We start from the raw sequence: 24,391 nt of genomic DNA on the forward strand, positions 1-24,391 counted from the left end.
CCGGCGGCCCCCCAGGCCCCCGGCGCCCCCGTCAGGCCCGCCGCCTCCGCCACCTTCGCCGCCCCGGGCGGGTCCGCTGCCTGCAATGGCCCGGGCGGGCCTGGCGCTTCCGTTGGCCCGGACAGGCCCGGCGCTGCCGTTGGCCCGGGCTGGTCTGGCGCTCATGCTGGCTCGGGCGTGTCCGCTGCGTCCGCTGACCAGGGTGGGCCTGCTGCCTCTGGCGGCCCGGGTGGGTCTGGCGCCTCGGGCGTCCTGGGCGGGCCGGCTGCCCCTGCCTTCCCGGCCCGAGCCGGTGCCCCGGCCAGCCGGGGCGGGTTCGCTGCTTCCGATGGCCCGGGCGGGCCTGGCACCTCTGCCGTCTCGGGCGGGTCCGCCGCTCCCGCTGGGCCGGGCATGCCCGCTGGCACGGCCCCCGCTGGCCGTGGCGGCCCGGTGGTGGAGTCGGAGTCGTCGGGCTCCGCCCAGGCCACCCTGCACCATCCCGCCACCACCGGCCCGAGCAACACGGAGCCCGGCTCCGGCTCCACCCCGAAGCCGGAGCCGGGCTCCACCGCGCCCCGCACCCGCTGGCTGCTCCCCGGGACCACTGCCGACTCCACACCGGACCACGAGCCGGCGAGCTCGGCCCCGCAGGCCTCCCACCGGCTCCCCCCGGCGCCCGGTGCCCCGGGCGGTCCCATCCCGGTCGGCGATCCGGCGCCGGACCACCAGCCGGAGGGCTCGGCCTCGCAGGCCTCCCGCCGGCTACCTTCCGGGGGCCCCGCTTTGAACGGGCCCACCCTGGTCGGTGACTCCACACCGGACCATGACCCGGCGGGCCCGACCCGGCAGGCCTTCCGCACGCTGCCTCCTGCGACCGGTGCCCCGGGTGGTCCTGCCCCGGCACTGGACCGGCAGCCACTGGGCTCGGCCTTGACGCCCACCGTGTGGCTGGCCCCCGGTATCGGCGAGCCCGCGCCGCAGCCGTCGGATCCGGCCAACCCGTGGCCGCGCTGGTCCGGTGTCCCGGCCGCGACCGATGCCCTGGACGGGCCCGACCCGGCCGGTGACATCGGCGTCCTAAGTGAGCCCGCGCCGGAGCGGGAGGCGCCGGGCGCGGCCGCGACCCGACAGCCCCTGCTGGGCTCGACGTCCCAGCCCCCTCGGATGCCGAACCCCGTATCCGGTGCCCTTGGAGGGACGGATGAAGCGGACGGCCTGGGCGGTGCGCCCCAGCGCGGCAGATCCACCCAGGAGCCGGAGTCGGCGGCCCTCACCCCGGCCCGGCAGCTCCCGCTGGCTTCGGCCTCCGGGACCGGCAGCCTTGATGCCTCCGGTGGCAAGTTGCTCCCGAGCGGGGCCGACGGGACCGCAGCGATCGGCCGTACCGGTGCGCCCGGACGCCCAAGCCCGATCCGTGCCGGCGGGACCCAAGGCCCAGACTGGGAGGGCACCCCGGGGACCGCAGACCTCGGGGCCCCAGCCGAGGGTCCGAGCGGCGGGGCCGCAGGGTCGGGGGATCTCTCTGTTCCCCACGGGAACGGTGGCGCCGGCTGCCTCGGCGGATCCGCCTCGGAGCCCGAGCCGGAGGGTGCCGCTCGCGCCCTGCAGCCTTCGGGCTGTCAGCCCACCCCGCGTCAGGCCGAGATCGGCAGCACCGGCGCCTCCGGCGGCCAGAGTGGGAGCTCGGTCGACGGGACCGCAGGGACAGACACTCCCGGGGCCCCCGGCGATTCCGGGAGCATCGGCGGCTCCACCACCCGGGGCGGTCCCGCCCCGCAGACGGCGGGCTCGGCGGCCGCTGCCCCGGTCTCGCAGGCCACCCGATGGCCGGCCGCGGGAAGCTGCGGACCGGACGGAACCGGCAGCCTCGCTGCCCCCGCTGGGTCCGAGGGCGCGAGTGGGGGCTGGGTCGACGGGACCGCAGGGATGGGTAGCCCCGGAGCTCCCGGCACCCCCTGGAACGGCGCCGCCGGCCTGGGCAGGCACGCGTCGGAGCCGGCGGAGTCGGCGGGCCCCGGCACGGCACCACAAGCCCTCCTGGGCTCGGGCCCGCAGGCCACTCAGTGGCCGGCCCCCGCGGACGGCGGAATCCATGGCCTCGGTGCCTGTGGTGGGTCGGGCGGCCAGAGTGGGAGCGGGGCCGACCAGGTCGTACGGATGGACGGTTCCGCTTCCCCCGGTGGCGCCCAGGGGAATGGCGGCGCCGTTGGCCGGTCCACCCAGGAGGCCTTGCCGGAGGGCGCCGCTTCGGCCCCGCACCCCATGCCGCGGCCGACCGCGGTGGCCGACGGCGCGGGAGGAACGGCCAACCTCGGTGTCGCGAACGGTCTCGGCGGGTTCACTTCGGACCCCGGGCCGGCGGGCACCGCTTCGGACCCGCAGGCCACGGCTTGGCCGGCCCCCGGGGCCGACGACGCCGGGGGAACGGCCGGCCTCGGTGGGCTTGGCGGCCCTGGCGGGTTCCCCTCGGGCCCCGGACCGGAGGAGAGCGCTCCGGCCCCGCATCCCATGCCGTGGTCGGCCCTCGGGGCCGGTGGGACGGGCGGCCTCGGGGTGCCCGGTGGTCCCCGGAGTGGGGGCCGTGCCGGCGGGCTCGAGGGGGTGGCCCCGCCGTCAGGGCCGGAGGGTAGTGCCCCGGGGAGCGGCGGGTCGGGCGGAACCCGCCACCTTGGTGGTGGGGGGACCGTGCCGCGGCAGAAGGACGGGACGCTTCGGGTACGGGTCGGCTCCGGGGGGCCGGTCGGGCCCGAAGCCGCCATGCCGCCGGACCCGTTGGACCACCCCGACCCGGCCGTCGCCGCCGAGGCAGCGGCGGTGGAGAACCTGCTGCGGTGCTGGGTCCGCGAGAACGGCATCGGCCGTCCCGACGGGCCCGTCGGAACCCTGCTCCGCATCCCCCTCCCGGCCTCCGGCACCGCCCTCCTCGTCGCCGTCCGCTACTGGTCCCCGGCCGGCTGGCACCGCTTCGCGCCCGCCCGCCTCGAAGGCGCGCCCGCCCACGCCCCCGCCGTGGACGCCGTCACCGTCGCCTCACTGCTCGCCCGCGAGGGCGACAGCGGCGGCCGCGGCGGCGCCGACCTCGTCGGCCGGGTCGCCGACTCGGTGCGCCGCACCGCCGAGTTCATCGCCGACCGGCGCCAACGCCCCACTCCGCCCGAACCCGTCGCCGACGACCTCTTCCTCACCGCCGAACAGTCCCTCCTCCTCGGCCACCCCCTCCAGCCGGATCCGAAGAGCCGCGAAGGACTCTCCGAGGCCGAAGCACGCCGCTACTCACCCGAACTCCACGGCTCCTTCCCCCTGCACTGGCTCGCCGTCGAACCCTCCGCCCTCGCCACCGACTCCGCCTGGACCGAACGAGGCCGCCCCGTCTCCGCCGCCCGGCTCCTCGGCCGGCTCGGCCCCGGACTCCCGCTGCCCGACGGCACGATCCCCCTTCCCCTGCACCCCTGGCAGGCCGGCGACCTGCTCCAGCGGCCCGCCGTCGCCGCCCTCCGCGACGCCGGGCTCCTGCACGACCTGGGCCCGTACGGCGAGCCCTGGTACCCCACCTCCTCCGTCCGCACCGTCCACCGCCCCGGCACCCCCGCGATGCTCAAGCTCTCCCTGGGCCTGCGCATCACCAACTCCCGCCGCGAGAACCTCCGCAAGGAACTCCACCGCGGCGTCGAGGTGCACCGGCTGCTCCGCACCGGCCTCGCGGAGCAGTGGCAGGCGGCCCACCCCGGCTTCGACATCGTGCGCGACCCCGCCTGGATCGCCGTCGACGCCCCGGACGGAACCCCCGTCCCCGGACTCGACGCCGTACTGCGCCACAACCCCTTCCGCTCCCACGACGACGCCGTCTGCATCGCCGCGCTCACCGCCCCCCGCCCGTGGCCGGGCCGGACCACCATGCGCTCCCGGCTCGCCGAGGTCGTCTCCCGGCTCGCCGCCACCACCGGGCGCCCGCCCTCCGCCGTCGCCGCCGAGTGGTTCCTGCGCTACCTCGAGCACGTCGTCCTGCCGGTCCTCGCCTTCGACGCGCTCGCCGGGATCGCCCTCGAAGCCCACCAGCAGAACACCCTGGTCCTCCTCGACCCGGCCGGCTGGCCGGTCGGTGGCCGCTACCGCGACAACCAGGGCTACTACTTCCGCGCGTCCCACCGCGCGGAACTCGAGCGCCGGCTCCCCGGAATCGGCAGCGCCAGCGACACCTTCGTCTCCGACACCGTCACCGACGAACGCTTCGCCTACTACCTCGGCATCAACAACGTGCTCGGCCTCATCGGCGCGTTCGGATCCCAGCGGCTCGCCGACGAACGCGTCCTGCTCGCCGCCTTCCGCCGGTTCCTCGGCAAGGCCTCCGGACTCGGACCGCTCCCCGCGCGGCTGCTCGACTCACCCACCCTGCGCTGCAAGGCGAATCTGCTCACCCGCCTGGGCGGCCTCGACGAGCTCGTCGGCCCCGTCGACTCCCAGTCCGTCTACGTGACCCTCACCAACCCCCTCCACGATTGAGTGCCGATGCCTTCCACCGACACCGCCGCCACTGCCCTCGCCCCCGTCGCCGCCGCCCCCACGGCAATCGGCACCGCCACCGCAACCGCCACCGTCGGCACCCGTATCCCCGGACGACGGCTCACCCCCCGGCTGCTGCCCCTGCTCGCCGAGGCCGAACTGCTCGACTCCCCGGCCGGATGGGGCTCGGCCCCCACACCCGCCGGAGCCTTCCGCCTCGAACCCGTACGGCTTGGCCGCGACCTGGAACTGCTCACCGGCTGGATGAACGACCCCGAGGTGGCCGCCTACTGGGAACTCGCCGGTCCCGCCGCCGTCACCGCCGCCCACCTGCGGGTCCAGCTCGACGGGAACGGCCACAGCATCCCCTGCCTCGGCCTCCTCGACGGGACACCAATGAGCTACTGGGAGATCTACCGGGCCGACCTCGACCCGCTCTCCCGCCACTACCCGGCGCGCCCCCACGACACCGGTATCCACCTGCTCATCGGAGACGGCACGAACCGCGGCCGCGGTCTCGGCACCGTCCTGCTGCGCGCCGTCTCCCACCTCGTGCTCGACAACCGCCCCCGCTGCACACGCGTCATCGCCGAACCGGACATCCGCAACACCCCCTCGGTATCAGCCTTCCTCAACTCCGGATTCCGCTGCTCCGCGGAGATCGACCTCCCAGAGAAGCGGGCGGCGTTGATGATCCGCGAGCGAGCCCTGCGCAACCTCATCTGATCCATCCGACCCTCCCCGTTCACGCCTCACCCTTCGAAAACTCTGCGTCGCGCAGCAAAGTTCCCGATCCCCGAGGAGTCCCGTGCCGCATTTCCCCGCCACCCCCGACTCCACCGGCCCCCACTTCTCGGAAGCTGCCGTACCGCCGTCCCCCCAGCACCCCTGCACGCCGCCCGAACTCAACAGTGCGACCTGGGAGTCCGCCGCCCGTCGGCTACTCGCCAAGATGCTCGGCGAGTTCGCCTACGAGGAGATCGTCAGGCCCGTCCCGGCCCCGGGCACCACCTCCGGCGACGCCTGGCAGCTGACCCTCGACGACGGCAGCAGCCTCGGGTTCCGGGCCCGCCGGCGCGCGTACGGCAGCTGGCACGTCGCCCCCGACACCGTCACCCTCACGCCGCCGCCCCCGTCGCCGGAGCCCCCGACCGCCTTCGCGGACCCGTACGCCTTCCTGATCCGCACCCGCACCCTCCTCGGCCTCGACGGTGCCACCCTCGGCCACCTGGTCCGCGAGCTCAGCGCCACCCTCGCCGCCGATGCGCGCCTCGACCACACCGCCCTCACCGCCGACGTCCTCGCCGATCTCGACCACGCCGAGCTCGAAGGCCACCAGACAGGCCACCCCTGGCTCGTCCTCAACAAAGGCCGTCTGGGGCTGTCCGCCGCCGACACCGCCGCCTGGGCCCCCGAGGCCCGCACCCGACAGCGGCTTCCCTGGCTGGCCGCCCACACCTCCCTCGCGGCCTACCGCGGCACGGCCGGCCTGGAAGACCCCGCCCGGTTGTACGCCCAGGAGCTCGACCCCCTCACCCGGGCCGCCTTCGACCAGACCCTGCGCGCCCGCGGCCTCGACCCGCGCGGCTACCTCTACCTCCCGGTCCACCCCTGGCAGTGGGACGAGATCGTGCTCCCCCTCTTCGCCCCGGCCCTGGCCTCGGGCGCTCTGGTCCCGCTCCCCGCCGACCCCGACATACGCATCCCGCAGCAGTCCATCCGCACCTTCCTCAACCTCACCCGCCCCGACCGCCACAGCGTCAAACTGCCGCTGTCCGTCTTCAACACCCTGGTCTGGCGCGGCCTGCCCTCCGACCAATGCGCCGCCGCCCCGGCCGTCACCGCCTGGATCCGGTGCCTCCATGACGCCGACCCCTTCCTCCGCGACGAATGTCGCCCGGTCCTCCTCGGCGAGGTCGCCTCGGTCACCGTCCGGCACCCCGTCTACGACGAGCTCCCCGAAGCCCCGTACCAGTACAGGGAGCTCCTCGGGGCGATCTGGCGGGAGCCCCTGACCAGCCGGCTCGCCCCCGGTGAGCGGGGCCGTACGCTCGCCTCCCTCCTCCACGTCGACCTGCGCGGCCGGTCCTTCACCGCCGAGCTCGTCGCCCGGTCCGGGCTCACCCCGGCCGGCTGGCTCCGGCGGCTCTTCGCCGCCCTGCTGCCCCCGCTGCTCCACTTCCTCTACCGCTACGGAACCGTCTTCTCCCCGCACGGCGAGAACGCCACCGTGATCTTCGACGAGCACGAGGTCCCGGTCCGGATCGCCCTCAAGGACTTCGTGGGCGAGATCAACATCTGCCAGGAACCGCTGCCCGAGCTCGCCTCCGTGCCCGCAGAGGTCCGCGCCGCGCTGCGCGACAAGCCCGCGGACTTCCTGCCCCAGTACATCCACTCCGGTCTCTTCGTCGGAGTCTTCCGCTACCTCTCCACCCTGTGCGAGGACCGCCTCGGCGTCCCGGAGGAGGAGTTCTGGTCGCTCGTACGGGCGGAGATCCTGCGCCACCAGGCCCGCTTCCCCGAGCTCAAGGAGCGCCACGAGCTCTTCGACCTGCTCGGGGAGCGCATCGGGCGGCTCTGCCTGAACCGGAACCGGCTGTACGAGGACGGCTACCGCGACCGCCCCGACCGGCCGCACGCGGTGGAGTGCGGCACCGTGCCCAACCCTTTGTACCGGCCATGAATCATCGTCGTGGCGGTCACTGTCGGTGGCGCCCCGTAGGGTTGTCATTGCTATGACGAAGCCCTCCCTTCCCGACCTGCTGCACGCCGCCGTCTCCGCCGTCGGCGGCACGGAGCGGCCCGGCCAGGTGGCCATGGCCGAAGCCGTCGCCGAAGCGATCGACGACAACACGCACCGGCTCATCCAGGCCGGCACCGGCACCGGCAAGTCCCTCGGCTACCTGGTGCCGGCCCTCGCGCACGGCGAGCGCGTGGTCGTCGCCACCGCCACGCTCGCCCTCCAGCGGCAGCTGGTCGAGCGTGACCTGCCCCGGACGGTCGACGCGCTGCATCCGCAGCTCCGTCGCCGCCCACAGTTCGCCATGCTCAAGGGCCGGTCCAATTACCTGTGCCTGCACCGGCTCCACGAGGGCGCGCCGCAGGACGAGGAGGAGGGCCTCTTCGACCAGTTCGAGGCGGCCACCCCCACCAGTAAGCTCGGCAAGGACCTGCTGCGCCTGCGCGACTGGGCCGACGAGACCGAGACCGGCGACCGGGACGACCTGACCCCGGGCGTCTCGGACAAGGCCTGGGCGCAGATCTCCGTCTCGTCCCGGGAGTGCCTGGGCGCGACGAAGTGCGCGTACGGCGCCGAGTGCTTCGCCGAGGCCGCCCGCGAGCGGGCCAAGCTCGCCGACGTGGTCGTCACCAACCACGCGCTGCTGGCCATCGACGCCATCGAGGGCGCCCCGGTGCTGCCGCAGCACGAGGTGCTGATCGTGGACGAGGCGCACGAGCTGGTTTCCCGGGTGACCGGGGTCGCCACCGGCGAGCTCACCCCGGGCCAGGTCAACCGCGCCGTGAAGCGCGCGGCCAAGCTGGTGGACGAGAAGACCGCGGATGCGCTGCAGACGGCGTCCGAGTCCTTCGAGCGGGTCATGGAGCTGGCCCTCCCGGGCCGGCTGGAGGAGGTCCCCGAGGACCTCGGCTACGCACTGGCGGCCCTGCGGGACGCGGCGCGCAATGTCATCTCGGCGATCGGTGCGACCCGGGACAAGTCCGTCCACGACGAGGACGCCGTCCGTAAGCAGGCCCTGGCCGCGGTGGAGAGCGTCCACGGGGTGGCCGAGCGGATCCTGCTGCGCTCCGAGTACGACGTCGTCTGGTACGAACGGCACGACCGCTTCGGTGCCACCCTCCGGGTCGCCCCGCTGTCGGTGTCCGGGCTGCTGCGCGAGAAGCTGTTCGAGGACCGCTCGGTGGTCCTGACCTCGGCCACGCTCAAACTGGGCGGCGACTTCAACGGGGTCGCGGCCTCGCTGGGCCTGTCTCCCGAAGGGGTCGAGGGGGACGACGCACCGGTCTGGAAGGGCCTGGACGTCGGCTCGCCGTTCGACTACCCCAAGCAGGGCATCCTCTACGTCGCGAAGCACCTGGCCACGCCCGGCCGGGAGGGCACCCGCGGCGACATGATGGACGAGCTCGCCGAGCTCATCGAAGCGGCCGGCGGCCGCACCCTCGGCCTGTTCTCCTCCATGCGGGGCGCCAAGGCGGCCGCCGAGGAGCTGCGCGGGCGGCTCGACAACCCGATCCTGCTCCAGGGGGAGGAGACGCTGGGCGAGCTGATCAAGGCGTTCGCGGCGGATCCGAAGACCTGTCTGTTCGGGACGCTGTCGCTGTGGCAGGGCGTGGACGTGCCCGGTCCCAGCTGCCAGCTCGTGGTCATGGACCGGATCCCGTTCCCGCGTCCCGACGATCCGCTGATGAGCGCCCGGCAGAAGTCGGTCGAGGAGCACGGCGGCAACGGCTTCATGGCCGTCGCGGCCACGCATGCGGCGCTCCTGATGGCCCAGGGCGCGGGCCGGCTCGTACGGGCCGGCGGGGACCGGGGTGTCGTCGCGGTCCTGGACCCCCGGCTGGCCACGGCCCGGTACGGGAGCTTCCTGCGGGCCACGCTGCCGGACTTCTGGTACACCACGGACCGCAACCAGGCCCGCCGCTCCCTCGCCGCGATCGACGCCGCCGCTCACGCTGACGGCAAGTAGTTCTCGGGAGCACGAGCGGCGACCGTCAATTGAGCAACCCAAGCGGCGAGCAACCACATCCGCGAGAGCGGCGGCGGTTTAGCCGCGAACAACGAAACAGCCCCCGGGACCGGCGCAGTGGGTCCCGGGGGCTGGCTGGGAAGCGACGCGGGTCAGACCCGGCGCAGTACGGCGACGACCTTGCCGAGGATGGTCGCCTCGTCGCCGGGGATCGGCTGATAGGCGGCGTTGTGCGGGAGCAGCCAGACATGGCCGTCCTCGCGCTTGAAGCGCTTGACCGTGGCCTCGCCGTCGAGCATCGCGGCCACGATGTCGCCGTTCTCCGCGACCGGCTGGCGACGGACCGTGACCCAGTCGCCGTCGCAGATGGCGGCCTCGATCATCGAGTCGCCGACGACCTTGAGGACGAAGAGCTCTCCGTCACCGACGAGCTGGCGGGGGAGCGGGAACACGTCCTCCACCGACTCCTCGGCGAGGATCGGGCCGCCGGCCGCGATCCGGCCGACCAGGGGGACGTACGAGGCGGCGGGCTTGCCGGTGGTGTCCGTGGGCTGCGAGCTGGGCTGGTCGGAGCCGCGGACCTCGTACGCCCGGGGGCGGTGCGGGTCGCGGCGCAGGAAGCCCTTGCGCTCGAGGGCCATCAGCTGGTGCGCGACCGACGACGTGCTGGACAGGCCGACCGCCTGGCCGATCTCCCGCATCGACGGCGGGTAGCCCCGGCGCTGCACCGAATCGCGAATGACCTCGATGACCCTCCGCTGCCGGTCCGTGAGCCCGGAGCTGTCGGCGCGGATGCCTGGAGGTCGACCTGGCAGCGATCGTGCGGGGCGTACGGGCTCCGCCTCCGGGTTCAGGCTTGCGTCATTCATGGGATGCACCGGCTCGAGTCGGCTCTGGGAGCGGTTCTGGGCAGTGATGGTGGCACTGTCTGCGGTGGTGGTCACGTCGGCCCCTCTCGAAATGTTCTCCCTAGCTGGACAACGGTAGTAGCTTTCGAAAGGTTGCGCCAAACACACGTTCGAGTGAAAAATCGCAGATCGTCCAGCGGGGTCAGATCAGGGGGTGTATAGACGATCGGTCTGCCGAACGCGGGTTCGGTCCCGCCTCCGCTGTTTACGGTACCCTTCCCGGTCGGATCGCCGGCTTCCGGTCCCGCGCCCAGTGTGGCACCGGGAATGCCCGGGTCCGGGTACCGGACTCGGCGACACGCGGAACGAACCAAATCCACCACAACCCAAGATCTAGTGGTTGGATGTGCGCTGCCGCCCAGAAGTTGTGGTCCTCGGTCCGTCGAGGCCCTCGGCATCGCATATGCTGGTGGCTGCTTCGCGAGCCTCCGACGGGGACCTGGTCCCCGTCGTTCAGGGTCCTCGCGAGGTGATTCAGTCGTGCCAAGAGGGAGGGTGAGGGAACCATGCACTGCCCCTTCTGCAGGCACCCCGACAGCCGCGTCGTCGACAGCCGCACCACGGACGACGGCACGTCGATCCGTCGGCGCCGTCAGTGCCCCGACTGCTCCCGTCGTTTCACGACGGTGGAGACGGCCTCGCTGATGGTGATCAAGCGCAGCGGGGTGACCGAACCCTTCAGCCGTACCAAGGTCATCTCCGGCGTGCGCAAGGCGTGCCAGGGGCGGCCGGTCACCGAGGACGCCCTCGCCAAGCTCGGCCAGCGGGTCGAGGAGGCGGTGCGCGCCACCGGGAGTGCCGAGCTGACCACCCATGACGTGGGTCTGGCCATACTCGGCCCGTTGCAGGAGCTCGACCTGGTCGCGTACCTCCGGTTCGCGTCCGTTTACAAGGCGTTCGACACACTCGAAGACTTCGAGACCGCCATCGCGGAACTCCGCGTGCCACGGCCTCACCCCGAAGAGTGCGGGCCCCGCGGGACCGTGGCGGTCCCCGTGCCCGCCTCCGCCGCCGACTGAGCGGGGGCCGCAGCGCAGCGCGGCCTCCCGGACAGCTCAGGCGAAGAAACGTAGATACAAGACAGACCGTGCCGCGGAATAACGCTGGCACTTTAGGGCGTTTTTGCCCGCATATGGGAGGAAGCGGCATGACAGAGACGGCGAGCGGCTCGGCACGAGGTTCCCGCGCCAAGGGGACCAAGACTGCCAAGAGCGGCCTTCGGATCGAGCGCATCCACACCACCCCAGGCGTGCACCCGTACGACGAGGTGAGCTGGGAGCGCCGAGACGTCGTCATGACCAACTGGCGCGACGGCTCGGTGAACTTCGAGCAGCGTGGCGTCGAGTTCCCCGACTTCTGGTCGGTGAACGCGGTCAACATCGTCACCAGCAAGTACTTCCGCGGAGCCGTCGGCACCCCGCAGCGCGAGACCGGTCTGAAGCAGCTCATCGACCGCATCGTGAAGACGTACACGAAGGCCGGCGAGGACTACGACTACTTCGCGTCCCCCGCCGACGCGGAGATCTTCGAGCACGAGCTGACCTACGCCCTCCTGCACCAGATCTTCAGCTTCAACTCCCCGGTGTGGTTCAACGTCGGCACGCCCCAGCCGCAGCAGGTCTCCGCCTGCTTCATCCTGGCCGTCGACGACTCCATGGAGTCGATCCTCGACTGGTACAAGGAAGAGGGCATGATCTTCAAGGGCGGCTCCGGCGCCGGCCTGAACCTCTCCCGCATCCGCTCCTCCAAGGAGCTCCTCTCCTCCGGCGGCAACGCCTCCGGTCCGGTCTCCTTCATGCGCGGCGCCGACGCGTCCGCCGGAACGATCAAGTCGGGCGGTGCCACCCGCCGCGCGGCCAAGATGGTCGTCCTGGACGTGGACCACCCGGACGTCGAGGACTTCATCGCCACCAAGGTGAAGGAAGAGGAGAAGATCCGCGCCCTGCGCGACGCGGGCTTCGACATGGACCTGGGCGGCGACGACATCACGTCCGTCCAGTACCAGAACGCCAACAACTCCGTCCGCGTGAACGACGAGTTCATGACGGCCGTCGAGAACGGCACCGAGTTCGGCCTGCGCGCCCGCATGACCGGCGAGGTCATCGAGAAGGTCGACGCCAAGGCGCTCTTCCGCAAGCTGGCCGAGGCCGCGTGGGCCTGCGCCGACCCGGGCATCCAGTACGACGGTGTCATCAACAGCTGGCACACCTGCCCCGAGTCCGGCCGCATCACCGCGTCCAACCCGTGCAGCGAGTACATGCACCTGGACAACACGTCCTGCAACCTCGCCTCGCTGAACCTGATGAAGTTCCTGAACGACGACGGCAAGGGCAACCAGTCCTTCGACGCCGAGCGCTTCGCCAAGGTCGTCGAGCTCGTCATCACCGCAATGGACATCTCGATCTGCTTCGCGGACTTCCCGACGCAGAAGATCGGCGAGAACACCCGCGCCTTCCGCCAGCTGGGCATCGGCTACGCCAACCTCGGCGCCCTGCTGATGGCGACCGGCCACGCGTACGACTCGGACGGCGGCCGCACCCTCGCCGCGTCGATCACCTCGCTGATGACCGGCACCGCGTACAAGCGCTCCGCCGAGCTGGCCGCCATCGTCGGCCCGTACGACGGCTACGCCCGCAACGCCGACGCGCACAAGCGCGTCATGAAGCAGCACGCCGACGCCAACGGCGCCGCGCCGCGCACCGAGGACCTGGACAACTCGATCTGGGCCGCGGCCACCGAGGCCTGGCAGGACGTCCTGCGCCTCGGCGAGAAGAACGGCTTCCGCAACTCCCAGGCCTCCGTCCTCGCACCGACCGGCACCATCGGTCTCGCGATGTCCTGCGACACCACGGGTGTCGAGCCGGACCTGGCCCTGGTCAAGTTCAAGAAGCTCGTCGGCGGCGGCTCGATGCAGATCGTCAACGGCACCGTCCCGCAGGCCCTGCGCCGCCTGGGCTACCAGGAGGAGCAGATCGAGGCGATCGTCGCCCACATCGCCGAGCACGGCGTGGTCGTCGACGCCCCGGGTCTGAAGACCGAGCACTACTCGATCTTCGACTGCGCGATGGGCGAGCGCTCCATCTCCCCGATGGGCCACGTCCGGATGATGGCCGCGATCCAGCCCTGGATCTCCGGCGCGATCTCGAAGACGGTCAACATGCCGGAGTCGGCGACCGTCGAGGAGATCGAGGAGATCTACTTCGAGGCGTGGAAGATGGGCGTCAAGGCGCTCGCGATCTACCGCGACAACTGCAAGGTCGGCCAGCCCCTCTCCGCGAAGAAGAAGGAAGAGGAGAAGGAGGAGGTCACCGCCAAGGCGGAGGACACCATCCGCGCGGCGGTCGAGAAGGTCATCGAGTACCGTCCGGTCCGCAAGCGCCTCCCCAAGGGCCGCCCGGGCATCACCACCTCCTTCACGGTCGGTGGCGCCGAGGGCTACATGACCGCGAACTCCTACCCGGACGACGGGCTGGGCGAGGTCTTCCTGAAGATGTCCAAGCAGGGTTCGACCCTCGCGGGCATGATGGACGCCTTCTCGATCGCCGTCTCGGTCGGTCTGCAGTACGGCGTCCCGCTGGAGACGTACGTCTCGAAGTTCACGAACATGCGCTTCGAGCCGGCCGGCATGACGGACGACCCGGACGTGCGGATGGCGCAGTCGATCGTCGACTACATCTTCCGCCGCCTGGCGCTCGACTTCCTGCCCTTCGAGACCCGCTCGGCGCTCGGCATCCACACCGCCGAGGAGCGTCAGCGCCACCTGGACACCGGCTCGTACGAGCCTCTCGAGGACGAGCTCGACACGGAGTCCCTGGCCCAGTCGGCGCCGCTGGCCGCCGTCCCGGCAGCCCCGAAGCCGGCCGCGGTCGTCGAGGTCCAGACCCCGAAGACGGCGCACTCCAACGCCGAACTGGTCGAGATGCAGCTCGGCGTCTCCGCCGACGCCCCGCTCTGCTTCTCGTGCGGTACGAAGATGCAGCGCGCAGGCTCCTGCTACATCTGCGAGGGCTGCGGCTCGACCAGCGGCTGCAGCTGACACCGGGCGTAGCCCGCACGGGTAGCTGACCAGCAGTACACGAAGGGGACCGGCCGATGCCGGTCCCCTTCGACGTGGGGTTGGCGTGCCGGACCGCCGTGGTGATCATTGGGCGGAGCGGGGCCGACGGGCGCCCGCGGGCCGGACGGCGGGAGCGGGGGAGACATGTGGAGCGGTGACCAGCTGGATCTCGAGGCCTATCTGGCGCGGATCGGCTACGACGGGCCGGTCGGGGACGACGGGGAACTCCGGCCGGATCTCGGGACGTTGTACGCAGTGCACCGGGCCCACACCGGCGCCATCACTTTCGAGAACCTGGACGTGCTGCTCGGCCGCCCCGTCGAGCTGGGCGTCAAGGCCCTGGAGGACAAGCTCGTGCACGGCCGCCGCGGCGGCTACTGCTACGAGCAGAACTCGCTGCTGGCCGCTGCCCTGGAGCGGATCGGCTTCGAGGTCTCCGGGCGCGGCGCCCGCAACCGCACCCGGGGGGACACCCTGCTCGCGGTGACGCACGCCGTCCTCGTCGCCACCGTCGACGGGGAACCCTGGCTGTGCGACGCCGGGTTCGGCCACCAGGGCCCCCGCGAGCCCGTCCCGCTGGCGCGGCCCGGAGCCGAAGTCGTGCAGGGGGAGTGGACCTACGCCGTCCGCGAGGAGGGCGACGGGATCCTCGTGCTGTGCATGCTGCGCGAGGGAGCCTGGCGGGACCTGTACGCGTTCTCCCCTCAGCCCTACTACCCCGTCGACTACGTCCTGCTCAACCACTACAGCTCCTCCCACCCCCGCTCCGCCTTCGTCGGGCAGGTCGTCGTCCAGCACCCGGGCGCTCCCGTCCGCCGGGCGCTCGTGGGGCGCGAGCTCAGCCGCCTGTATCCCGAAGGGCGGGTCGAGCGGCAGTCCGTGGCCCCCGACGAGCTGCACGCGCTGCTCGACCGGGAGTTCGGGCTTCGGCTGTCCGGGCGGGATGCGGAGGAACTGGAGCGGATCAACCGCGATAGGGACTGACCGGGGCCGCGCCGGGCCCGTACGATGGCGCGGTGCTGGTCAAGTGGATTCGCTGCACGGTGACGGACCGACGCGGGTTCGAGCGCGGGCAGCGCAAATGGGCGGGGCTGCCTGGCGAGCCGGGATTCCGGGGACAGGGCGGCGGCTGGAGCCGGGGGAGACAGGGGGTCGCGCATGTCTTTGCGTTCTGGGAGAGCCGTTCCTTCTACGACTCCTTCATGGCCCGGTCGTACGACCGGCTGGCCGCGGCCCAGACCGGCACGTACACCAACGCCCGGGCCACGCTCTTCGACCACCGCTTCGACGTGAAGACCGGCTTCGAGCCGCGGTTCACCGACGCGGACGTCGTGCGCGTCGCCCACACCCGGGTGCGGGAAGGCCGTGTGGACCACTTCGCGCTCATGCAGGAGAAGGTGTGGAACCCCGCCATGGCCGGCTCACCCGGAATGATCCGGGGCCTCTTCGGGGAGGCGCCGGGCCGGGAGTTCCTCGTGCTGTCGATGTGGCACGCCGCGGCCGAACACGGCAAGTACCGTCAGGAACGGGTCGAGCGGCTCTCGCTGCGCGCCCAGACCGAGGCCGACGTGGAAGCCCTCACCGGTGACGTCGTCGACCTCGAATCGTCCTGGACTGTATGACCGTACGACGAGCGGCGGGCCCGACCGGCGTGCCCGCGTGCCGGGCCCGCCGGTGGCCGAATAGGGTCGGGGAATGGCACGACCACGGCGCATCGTCCTTGTCCGGCACGGGGAATCGGAGGGCAATATCGATGACACGGTGTACGAGCGGGAGCCTGATCACGCCCTGCGCCTGACCCGCCGGGGGCACGAGGAGGCCGCGGAGGCCGGCGTACGGCTGCGCGAGCTGTTCGGCGACGAAGCCGTCAGCGCGTACGTCTCCCCCTATCGCCGGACCCTCCAGACGTTCCGCGAGCTGGGGCTGGACCCGGCGCGCGTCCGGATGCGCGAGGAGCCGAGGCTGCGCGAACAGGACTGGGGGAACTGGCAGGACCGGGCCGACGTCCGGCTGCAGAAGGCGTACCGCGACGCGTACGGGCACTTCTTCTACCGCTTCGCCCAGGGCGAGTCCGGCGCGGACGTGTACGACCGGGTCGGGTCCTTCCTGGAGAGCCTCTACCGCAGCTTCGAGGCGCCGGACCATCCGCCGAACGTGCTGCTCGTGACGCACGGACTGACCATGCGCCTGTTCTGCATGCGCTGGTTCCACTGGTCGGTGGCCGAGTTCGAGGCCCTCTCCAACCCCGGGAACGGCGAATTCCGGGTGCTTCTGCTGGGTCCGGACGGCCGATACCGGATGGACCGCCCATTTGAGCGGTGGACCACACCGGAGCCTTATGACCTGGACGGCTAGAGTGACGCGGGATGACCGCTGACTCCTCTTCCGAAAGGCGCTACGCACGCGCCATGGCCAGCCTCCGCGGGCTGGCTCTGGGTGACGCCCTGGGCTCCCAGTACTTCGTCCCCGTGAACTACCCCCTCCTCAAGCGCCGCGAGCTGCCCGCCGGCACCGGGACCTGGCAGTGGACCGACGACACCGAGATGGCCTGCTCGGTGGTGGCCGTCCTCGCGGATCACGGACGCATCGACCAGGACGCCCTGGCGAGCTCCTTCGCCCACCACCACGACTTCGACCGCGGCTACGGGCCCGCCGTGAACCGGATGCTGCGGCTCGTCCGGGAGGGCGAGGACTGGCGCACGCTGGCCGCCGAGCTGTTCAACGGGCAGGGCTCGTGGGGCAACGGCGCGGCCATGCGCATCGCGCCGCTGGGTGCCTGGTACGCCGACGACCCGGAGCAGGCCACGCACCAGGCGGAGATCTCCGCCTACACCACCCACCAGCACCGCGAGGCGGTGTGCGGGGCGATGGCCGTCGCCGCGGCGGCCGCGCTGGCGGCGGCTCCGGCCGGTCCGCCGAAGGCCGCCGACCTGCTGGACGGGGTGATCGCGCTGGTGCCGCGCAGCGCCGTGGGCGCCGGGCTGCGGCGGGCCCGGGACATGCTGGACTACGGCGACGCGACGACGGTCGCGGCGGTCCTGGGCTGCGGGCGGCGGACCAGCGCCCACGACACCGTGCCGTTCGCCCTGTGGTCGGCGGCGCGGTCGCTGGACGACTACGAGCGGGCGTTCTGGACCACCGCGCAGGTGGGCGGCGACGTCGACACGACCTGCGCGATCGTCGGCGGGGTGCTGGGGGCGCGCGGGGACGCGGTGCTGCCCGCCGCCTGGCTGGCCCGTACGGAAGCCCTGCCGGCCTGGCTGCCGGAGACGGCGGCACGTTAGCCGAAGGCGCGGCGGCCGGCGGCGCGATGGCCTTGCGGCCTGGTGGCCGGGCCGGGGGAGCGGCGTACGCGGTGGGCGATATGCCCCGTTCTGATTGTCACGGTCCTGCCACAGGGGCCGTTCCGGTATGGCTGACGCCGCACGTCACGGGCCTACCCTGTCCGCGCGCTGCCGCCTCCGTCGTGATGACGGAGGCGGCCGACAGGGGAAGGGAACCCGATGTCAGAGAACACCGACGGGGTGGCCGACGCCGCGGCCGGGGACACGGCCGGGGGCTCGGCGGCCGGTCCGGCGCAGCCGGCTCCGCCGAAGGGCGGGCCGGGCGCCGCCGCCGGTCCGCCGTCAGGCTCCGCCGCAGCAGCCGCCCCGGCGCCCCGGGCAGAGTCTGCGGCGCCGCCGGCAGGGTCTGCCGCCGCGCCCGTGCCGGCCGCGCAGCCGCCGGCCGGGCAGGCTGCCGGGCCTGCCGCCCCGCCTACGGCCGGGCCCGCGGCGGCCGCCGCGTCGCCGACCGGGGCACCGTCCGCGGAGTCTGTCGCCGGGCCTGCTGCCGTCGGGCCGGGCGCCGGGGCGGCGGCGGGTCTTGCGCCCGCCGGGTGGGATCCCAAGGCCTGGCGGGCCTATCAAGTGCGCCAGCAGCGGGCCGAGTCCGGGGCGTGGTCCATCGCCCCGCTCGCCTGGGCCGAAGCCGCGCGGCCGGGGCAGGCCGGGCCCGTGCCCACCGCCGTGCTGGTCTGCGCCGTCGTCGCCGGCCTCGCCTCGGCCCTCTTCCTCGGCGACGGCCTGGGCCCCGGCCTGCTCCTCGCCGTCGTGCCGGCCATCGCTGCCGCGTACGTCGCCGCCCGCGCAGCCCGGCGTACCGCCCGCCCCTGGACCCTGGTCTGGGCGATCGGCTGCCTGGCCCTCCTCGCCGTACCGGCGCTGCGTGACGCCGACTGGCCGTCCGCACTCGCGCTGTTCGCCGCCGTCCTGCTCGGTGCACTGGCCCTGCACGGCAGCCGCACCTGGCCCGGCGTCCTGCTCAGCCCGCTCGGCCTCGTCGACGCAGCCGTGCTCGGGATCCGCTGGGCCTGGGCGGGGCTCCGCTCGCGCGGCAGCGGGGTCGACCGGAGCCGCTGGCTGCCCGTGGCCAAGGCAGCACTGGTGGCCGTGGTCCTGCTGGTGCTCTTCGGTGCCCTCTTCGCCTCCGCCGACGCCGCCTTCGCGGACCTGCTGAACGGGCTGACCCCCGACGTCTCCATCGGTGACAGCCCGGCGCGCCTCCTGCTGTTCCTGTTCGGAGCCCTGCTCGCACTTGCCGCCGCCCGCGCCGCCGCGGCCCCCTCACGCTGGGACCGGATCCGGGTGGCGCCCGGAAAGCCGCGCTCCCGCGTCGAATGGGCGCTTCCGCTCGTCGTGCTCAATCTGCTCTTCGCCGGCTTCAACGCCGTCCAGCTGGCCGTCCTGTTCGGCGGATACGACAGGGTCCTGGAGCGCACCGGGCTCACCTATGCCGAGTACGCCCGCCAGGGTTTCTGGCAGCTGCTCTGGGCCACCCTGCTCACCCTCGCCGTGATCGCCCTCGCCCTGCGCTGGGCGCCGCGCGCCGGAGCCGGGGACCCGCGCTTCGTCCGCGTCGTCCTGGGCACCCTGTGTGCGCTGACCCTGATCGTGGTCGCCTCCGCACTGCGCCGGATGGACCTGTACGTGGACGCGTACGGGCTGACCCGGCTGCGCGTGTCGGTGGCCGCGATGGAGCTCTGGCTCGGGCTGGTCATCGTACTGATCATGGCTGCCGGGGTGTTCGGCGCGAGCCGGCTGCCGCGCGCGGTCGCGGGAAGCGCCGCCGTCGCCGTCCTGGCGTTCGGGCTGCTGTCCCCGGACGGGATGGTCGCCGAGCGGAACGTGGCCCGCTTCCAGCAGGACGGCAAGATCGACCTGGCCTACTTCCAGTCGCTGTCGGCGGATGCGGTGCCCGCCCTGGACCGCCTGCCCGAACCCCGCCGCTCCTGCGCCCTGCGCGGCATCAACAACGAGCTGTCGAGGGGCGGTCGGGTGCCCTGGTACGCGATGAGCCTCGGCGAGTACCGGGCCCGGCAGATCCTCCGCGAGCGCCCGGTGAAGGCCTCGTACGAGGTCTGCTCGAGCCTGGGCACCTTCCACAGCCGCACCGGCTGACCGCCCGGCGGCGGTCGTACGAGGGCCCGGGCGCGGGATCTGCCCCCGCGCCCGGGCCTCCGTACGCCGGACAGGGCCCGGCCCCCGTACGCCGGATCGGGCTCAGGCGGCCGGACCGGCCTCCGCGGCGGCGCCGTTGAGGGCTTCCAGGTCGCTCTTGCGCACCCGGATCACCAGCAGCGCGGTGGCCAGGGCGAGCCCGGCCATGGCGACGGCCGCGGTGAACGCGGTGGAGATGCCCTGCGTGAGGACGAGGTCGCCCCAGGGGTCGGGCAGCCGCCCGGTCTCCTTGAACGCCGCCAGCTGACCGGGGTCCGCGTGGGCCACGAAGTCCGGCACCTGCTTCTCCCCCTCGCTCCGGCTGGCCGTGCCGAAGACGGTGACCAGGATCGACAGGCCGAGCGAGCCGCCGACCTGCTGGCTGGCGTTGAGCAGCCCGGACGCCGCGCCCGCCTCCCGCTGGGCGACGCCGGAGACGGCGGTGAGGGTGAGCGTCACAAAGTTCAGGCCCATGCCGAAGCCGAACACCAGCATCGGCCCGAGGACCCCGGAGACGTACGAGCTGTCGGTGTGGATGAGGGTCAGCCAGGCCAGTCCGACACCGGTGAGGGCCGATCCGGCGACCATGAACGGCTTGGGGCCGAACCGCGGCAGGAAGCGCTGCGAGAGGCCGGCGGCGGTGACGATCGCGACGGTCACGGGCAGGAAGCCGAGCCCAGACTGGATGGGCGAGAAGCCCAGCACGTTCTGGACGAACTGGACGATGAAGAAGAACATGCCGAACATCGCGGCGGCGAGGCCGAGCATGATCAGGTACGTGCCGGCGCGATTGCGGTCGGCGAACATCCGCAGCGGGACGATCGGCTCGTGGGCCCGCGACTCGATGGCCACGAAGAGCGCGAGCAGGACGACGGCCGCGGCGAAGGAGGCGAGGGTGAGCCCGTCGCGCCAGCCGTCCTCGGAGGCGCGGATGAACCCGTAGACGAGCGAGGCCATGCCGCCGGTGGAGGTGAGCGCCCCCGCGATGTCGAACCGGCCCGGGTGGCGCTCGGACTCGGTGATGTAGAGCGGGGTGAGCACGGCGATCAGCACGCCGATCGGCACGTTGACGAAGAGCACCCAGCGCCAGTCGAGCCACTCGGTCAGCATCCCGCCGGCCAGCAGGCCGATGGCGCCGCCGCCCGCGGAGACGGCGGCGAACACCCCGAACGCCCGGTTTCGCTCGGGGCCTTCGGCGAACGTGGTGGTGATCAGGGCCAGCGAGGTCGGCGAGGCGATCGCGCCGCCGACCCCCTGCAGCGCGCGGGCGGCGAGCAGTTGCCACGGCTCCTGCGCGAATCCGCCGAGCAGGGAGGCCAGGGTGAACACCAGGATTCCGGTCAGGAACACACGGCGCCGGCCGAGGATGTCGCCGGCCCGGCCGCCGAGCAGCAGGAGGCCGCCGAAGGCCAGCGTGTACGCGCTGATGACCCAGGACAGGTCGGTGGTGGAGAAGGAGAGGGCGGTCTGGATGTGCGGGAGTGCGATGTTCACGATCGTCGCGTCGAGGACGACCATCAGCTGGCAGGCGGCGATGACCGTGAGGGCCACGCCCGGGCGGCCTTCCCGGCGGGCCGCGCCCGGTATTCGGGGCGTGGCGAGTTGAGAGCCTTTCACCGTGGAACCCCCCATAGTGAAATAGTGAACGCGTTCGTTCACTGCGGGTCCACGGTAGGAGGCCCTTGATAGTGAACGCAACCGTTCACTAAGGCTGAAAACGCGTGCGAGGGGCGCGTGGGTCGGTTCGGAGGTAGAGGTGATGGTGGGTTCGCGCTGGTCAGCGACGTCACCGGGGCGCAGGCGGGGTCCGGAACTCGAACGGGCGATTCTCGACGCGGCCTTGGAGCAGCTGAGCACCGTCGGCTGGAACGCGCTCACCATGGAGGGCGTCGCGGCCTGCGCGCACACGGGCAAGGCGGCGGTGTACCGGCGCTGGCCCTCGAAGGCGGACCTCGTGGCCGACGTGCTGCGGACCGGGCTGCCGCCGATCGGGGGGATCGCCGACCACGGATCGATCCGGGGTGACCTCGTCCGGCTGTGTGTGCGGATGCGGGAAGTGATGGAGTCGCGGGCCGGTCAGGCGCTGCGTGCCGTCCTTCACGAATGCGACCACGCCCATGCGGGCCGGTTCCACGACGTCATCCGGGCGGGGCTGCACGAGCCCGCCCACCGGTTGATCAGGGAGCTTGTCCAGCGGGGGATCGAGCGGGGGGACGTGCGGCCGGATGCGACCGGTCCGTTCGTGGCCGATGTCATTCCGGCGATGATGATGTACGGCGCGAAGGTGTGCGGGAGCGAATGGGCGGATCCGGACATCGAGGAAATGGTCGATCAGGTGATGGTGCCGCTGCTCAGGGTGTAAGACGCCGTACCGACTCCACCCGGGCCGGGGTGTGCAGGCGCCTCGGGGCGGCGTAACCTTGCTGGCGCCATGCCGTACGAAGCACCCACCCACACCGTCGAACGCTCCCTCCGTGCAACCACCGGCGCCAAGGTCATCGCCGGGGTCGACGAAGTCGGACGAGGGGCCTGGGCCGGTCCGGTCACCGTGTGCGCGGCGATCACCGGTCTGCGCCGGCCGCCCGCAGGGCTCACCGACTCCAAACTGCTCACCCAGAAACGACGCGACGCGCTCCTCGGCGTCCTGGAGGCCTGGGTCACCGCGTACGCCCTGGGGCACGCCTCCCCGGAGGAGATCGACGAACTCGGGATGACCGCCGCCCTGCGCCTCGCCGCGGAGCGCGCCCTGGGGGCGCTGCCCGTGCGGCCCGACGCGGTGATCCTCGACGGCAAGCACGACTATCTCGGCCCGCCCTGGCGGGTTCGTACGGTGATCAAGGGCGACCAGTCCTGCGTCGCCGTCGCGGCGGCCTCGGTGATCGCCAAGGTCAGGCGCGACCGCATGATGGCCGAACTGGGCCAACTGGGCGGCGGCATCGAGGACTTCGCCTTCGGTGACAACGCCGGGTACCCCTCGCCCGTGCACCGGGCCGCGCTCGAGGAACTGGGGCCGACCCCGTACCACCGGCTCTCGTGGGCGTACCTCGACGGGCTGCCCCGGTGGCGGCACCTCAAGAAGGTGCGCCGCAGCGAGGAGTCGGTGGAGCTGGAAAACGGAGGCCAACTCGGCTTCGATTTCTGATCGCACCCACGTGCCACCCGCCGGTACGTTTCGTACCGGTGTTTGATAGACATCAACTCATGCCTCTCACCCCCGAGGAGCCTCAGATTCACGAGAGTGCCCAGGGTCCCCGCGTCACGCCGGCTGCGAGCCGCACCGCGCAGACCCCCCGCCCCGTACCTGGTCCGCGTCCCGCCGCCGTGCCGCGGCCCGGACGCCCCGGTCCCTCCCCCGCGGCGGCGAGCCGCGCCGGAGGCGCCCCCAGGCCCGCCCCGCCCGCGCAGCGTGCGCCGCAGGCCACCCCCGGACTCGTTCCCGCCACCCCCACCGCACCGTCCGTCTCCGCGGCGGTGCCGCAGATCCAGCTGATCCCGGCCTCCGCCGAGGGTGCGCTGGACGCGGCCGAAGAGGCCGTCGACCTGCTGCTCGACAGCGGGCGCGCGCCCGGCGACATCCTGGTCCTCACCACCGGAGACCCGCACCCGTGGGCCGCTCACGAGCTGTCCTTCGGCGAGGCCGCGTACTGGGCCCTGCACGATGCCGGGGACGACGTCTTCTACGCGGACGCGGCGCAGTTCAAGCGCGCTGCGGGCCGTCCCGTCGTGGTCTTCGCGGCCAACGGCGGACCGGCCGGGGCGACTGCCGCCGCCCTGCCGGCCGCGCTGGCGCGGGCCGGTGCGCTGCTCATCGTGTGCGGCGACCCGCAGCAGATCAACTCCGTGCTGGGCACGGGCGTCTGACGCCCCGTGACCCGGCGCGGGCAAGGGGCCGGGCCGGTCGGCCGGCCCCGCTGAAGCCCGAGGCCTGACCTGCCGTACGCCCGCTCCAGGGTGTGCGGCCGTGAGGGCTGCCCGCGTACGGGTCGGGGTACGGCTGCGGCGGGGCTCAGCGTGCGGCGGTACGGCGCAGGACCTCGGTCGCGCCGCCGCCGGTGCGCAGGGTCACCGCGGGGAACTCGGCCACGGTGTCGCCGAGGTGCTCGGGCCGCGAGTCGGAGCTGGGCCGCCGGCCGCCCCGGCCCTCGCCCAGCACCTGCCAGCCGCCGCGGGTCAGCGTGATGTACGCGCCGCAGCGCAGCCCGTGCAGGGTGCAGGCGTCCCGCAGCCCCCACATCCAGGCGCCGTCCTCCTCCGTCCACCGCTCGTCGCCCTCGCGGCAGTACAGCAGGACCGCCGTCCGCACCGGGGTCCGGCGCCGCAGGTCGTGGGGGATGACCCGGCGCAGCGCGGAGAGCAGGGCGTTGCGGTACTCCCAGCCGTCGGCCGAGGCCGAGCGCTGGACGAAGGACGCGCTCGCGACGAGCTGTTCCTCGGGACCGAGGACCGCGATCACGGCCGTCGAGGGCACGGGACCGTGCCGGGAGTGCAACCCGCTGACCACCTCGCGCGGATTGCGCAGCAGGGGGATGCCCGCCGATGTCCACTCGGCGGGTTCCAGCAGTCGGCCGTGCCGGCTGGCGCCACCGGCTGCCTGTGTCCGAGACGTGGTCGAGTGCGGGGCGAATCCGAAGGTCACGGTCCTCCCTTCGGGTACACGCCCGCGGACGGGCACAGCTGAAGTGCGGGCGCGCCGCAGCGTGGCCCAGGAGAGCGCCGTCGAGCCGAGCGGGAGCACTCCAATTCTCGCGTGGCCAGCGAGCA

The 24,391-nt window shown here is 72.8% G+C and carries 17 protein-coding genes; 14 read left to right on the top strand and 3 right to left on the bottom strand.

What is annotated here, in order from left to right:
- Nucleotides 1–2,583 precede the first annotated feature (2,583 nt).
- The 4 genes from IF09_RS0131005 (at nt 2,584) to IF09_RS0131020 (ending at nt 9,188) form a co-directional block, all read left to right on the top strand.
- On the top strand, nt 2,584–4,482 hold the full coding sequence (locus IF09_RS0131005; RefSeq protein WP_418953083.1) for an IucA/IucC family protein: 1,899 nt from the start codon (nt 2,584–2,586) through the stop codon (nt 4,480–4,482).
- A gap of 6 nt (nt 4,483–4,488) precedes the next feature.
- Nucleotides 4,489–5,208 (top strand): GNAT family N-acetyltransferase, encoded by a 720-nt coding sequence (locus tag IF09_RS0131010; RefSeq protein WP_030301385.1) that lies wholly within the window; start codon nt 4,489–4,491, stop codon nt 5,206–5,208.
- A gap of 82 nt (nt 5,209–5,290) precedes the next feature.
- Nucleotides 5,291–7,165, top strand: a complete 1,875-nt coding sequence (locus IF09_RS0131015) for an IucA/IucC family protein (protein ID WP_030301387.1) — start codon at nt 5,291–5,293, stop codon at nt 7,163–7,165.
- Between the two features lie 52 nt (nt 7,166–7,217).
- Nucleotides 7,218–9,188, top strand: a complete 1,971-nt coding sequence (locus tag IF09_RS0131020) for an ATP-dependent DNA helicase (protein ID WP_030301388.1) — start codon at nt 7,218–7,220, stop codon at nt 9,186–9,188.
- 152 nt (nt 9,189–9,340) lie between these two features.
- On the opposite strand, the gene lexA is transcribed toward IF09_RS0131020, so the two are convergent.
- Nucleotides 9,341–10,132, bottom strand: coding sequence for a transcriptional repressor LexA (gene lexA, locus IF09_RS0131025; protein WP_030301390.1), 792 nt, complete (start codon nt 10,130–10,132; stop codon nt 9,341–9,343).
- 470 nt (nt 10,133–10,602) lie between these two features.
- Between lexA and nrdR the strand changes: the two genes are divergently transcribed.
- The 7 genes from nrdR to IF09_RS40885 all read left to right on the top strand — a co-directional run bounded on the left by nrdR (nt 10,603) and on the right by IF09_RS40885 (nt 19,591).
- A complete protein-coding gene (gene nrdR / locus IF09_RS0131030) occupies nt 10,603–11,115 on the top strand; it encodes a transcriptional regulator NrdR (RefSeq protein WP_030301391.1) in 513 nt (170 codons plus the stop codon).
- A 128-nt stretch (nt 11,116–11,243) separates the two neighbouring features.
- The gene (locus IF09_RS0131035; protein WP_030301393.1) at nt 11,244–14,132 is read left to right on the top strand and encodes a vitamin B12-dependent ribonucleotide reductase; all 2,889 of its coding nucleotides are present in this window, start codon (nt 11,244–11,246) and stop codon (nt 14,130–14,132) included.
- 165 nt (nt 14,133–14,297) lie between these two features.
- Nucleotides 14,298–15,137: an arylamine N-acetyltransferase family protein gene (locus IF09_RS0131040; RefSeq protein WP_037636471.1), complete on the top strand. Its 840-nt coding sequence runs from the start codon at nt 14,298–14,300 to the stop codon at nt 15,135–15,137.
- Nucleotides 15,138–15,169: 32 nt separating this feature from the next.
- On the top strand, nt 15,170–15,775 hold the full coding sequence (locus IF09_RS0131045; protein ID WP_030301398.1) for a YdbC family protein: 606 nt from the start codon (nt 15,170–15,172) through the stop codon (nt 15,773–15,775).
- Nucleotides 15,776–15,848: 73 nt separating this feature from the next.
- A complete protein-coding gene (locus tag IF09_RS0131050; RefSeq protein ID WP_030301399.1) occupies nt 15,849–16,508 on the top strand; it encodes a histidine phosphatase family protein in 660 nt (219 codons plus the stop codon).
- An 11-nt stretch (nt 16,509–16,519) separates the two neighbouring features.
- Nucleotides 16,520–17,437 (top strand): ADP-ribosylglycohydrolase family protein, encoded by a 918-nt coding sequence (locus IF09_RS0131055; protein WP_030301402.1) that lies wholly within the window; start codon nt 16,520–16,522, stop codon nt 17,435–17,437.
- A gap of 219 nt (nt 17,438–17,656) precedes the next feature.
- A complete protein-coding gene (locus IF09_RS40885; RefSeq protein WP_078613554.1) occupies nt 17,657–19,591 on the top strand; it encodes a DUF4173 domain-containing protein in 1,935 nt (644 codons plus the stop codon).
- Between the two features lie 102 nt (nt 19,592–19,693).
- On the opposite strand, the gene IF09_RS0131065 is transcribed toward IF09_RS40885, so the two are convergent.
- Entirely contained in the window at nt 19,694–21,247 is a 1,554-nt protein-coding gene (locus IF09_RS0131065; protein ID WP_037636485.1) for an MFS transporter, read from the bottom strand.
- Between the two features lie 142 nt (nt 21,248–21,389).
- Between IF09_RS0131065 and IF09_RS0131070 the strand changes: the two genes are divergently transcribed.
- The 3 genes from IF09_RS0131070 (at nt 21,390) to IF09_RS0131080 (ending at nt 23,491) form a co-directional block, all read left to right on the top strand.
- A complete protein-coding gene (locus IF09_RS0131070; protein ID WP_030301408.1) occupies nt 21,390–21,992 on the top strand; it encodes a TetR/AcrR family transcriptional regulator in 603 nt (200 codons plus the stop codon).
- 69 nt (nt 21,993–22,061) lie between these two features.
- The gene (locus IF09_RS0131075) at nt 22,062–22,772 is read left to right on the top strand and encodes a ribonuclease HII (protein ID WP_030301409.1); all 711 of its coding nucleotides are present in this window, start codon (nt 22,062–22,064) and stop codon (nt 22,770–22,772) included.
- Nucleotides 22,773–22,831: 59 nt separating this feature from the next.
- Nucleotides 22,832–23,491: a hypothetical protein gene (locus tag IF09_RS0131080; protein ID WP_030301411.1), complete on the top strand. Its 660-nt coding sequence runs from the start codon at nt 22,832–22,834 to the stop codon at nt 23,489–23,491.
- A 145-nt stretch (nt 23,492–23,636) separates the two neighbouring features.
- Here the strand turns inward: IF09_RS0131080 and IF09_RS0131085 are convergent, their stop codons facing one another.
- On the bottom strand, nt 23,637–24,266 hold the full coding sequence (locus IF09_RS0131085; RefSeq protein WP_030301412.1) for a hypothetical protein: 630 nt from the start codon (nt 24,264–24,266) through the stop codon (nt 23,637–23,639).
- Nucleotides 24,267–24,391 lie beyond the last annotated feature (125 nt).

Source organism: Streptomyces katrae (genome assembly GCF_000717655.1).
Taxonomy (GTDB): domain Bacteria; phylum Actinomycetota; class Actinomycetes; order Streptomycetales; family Streptomycetaceae; genus Streptomyces; species Streptomyces katrae_B.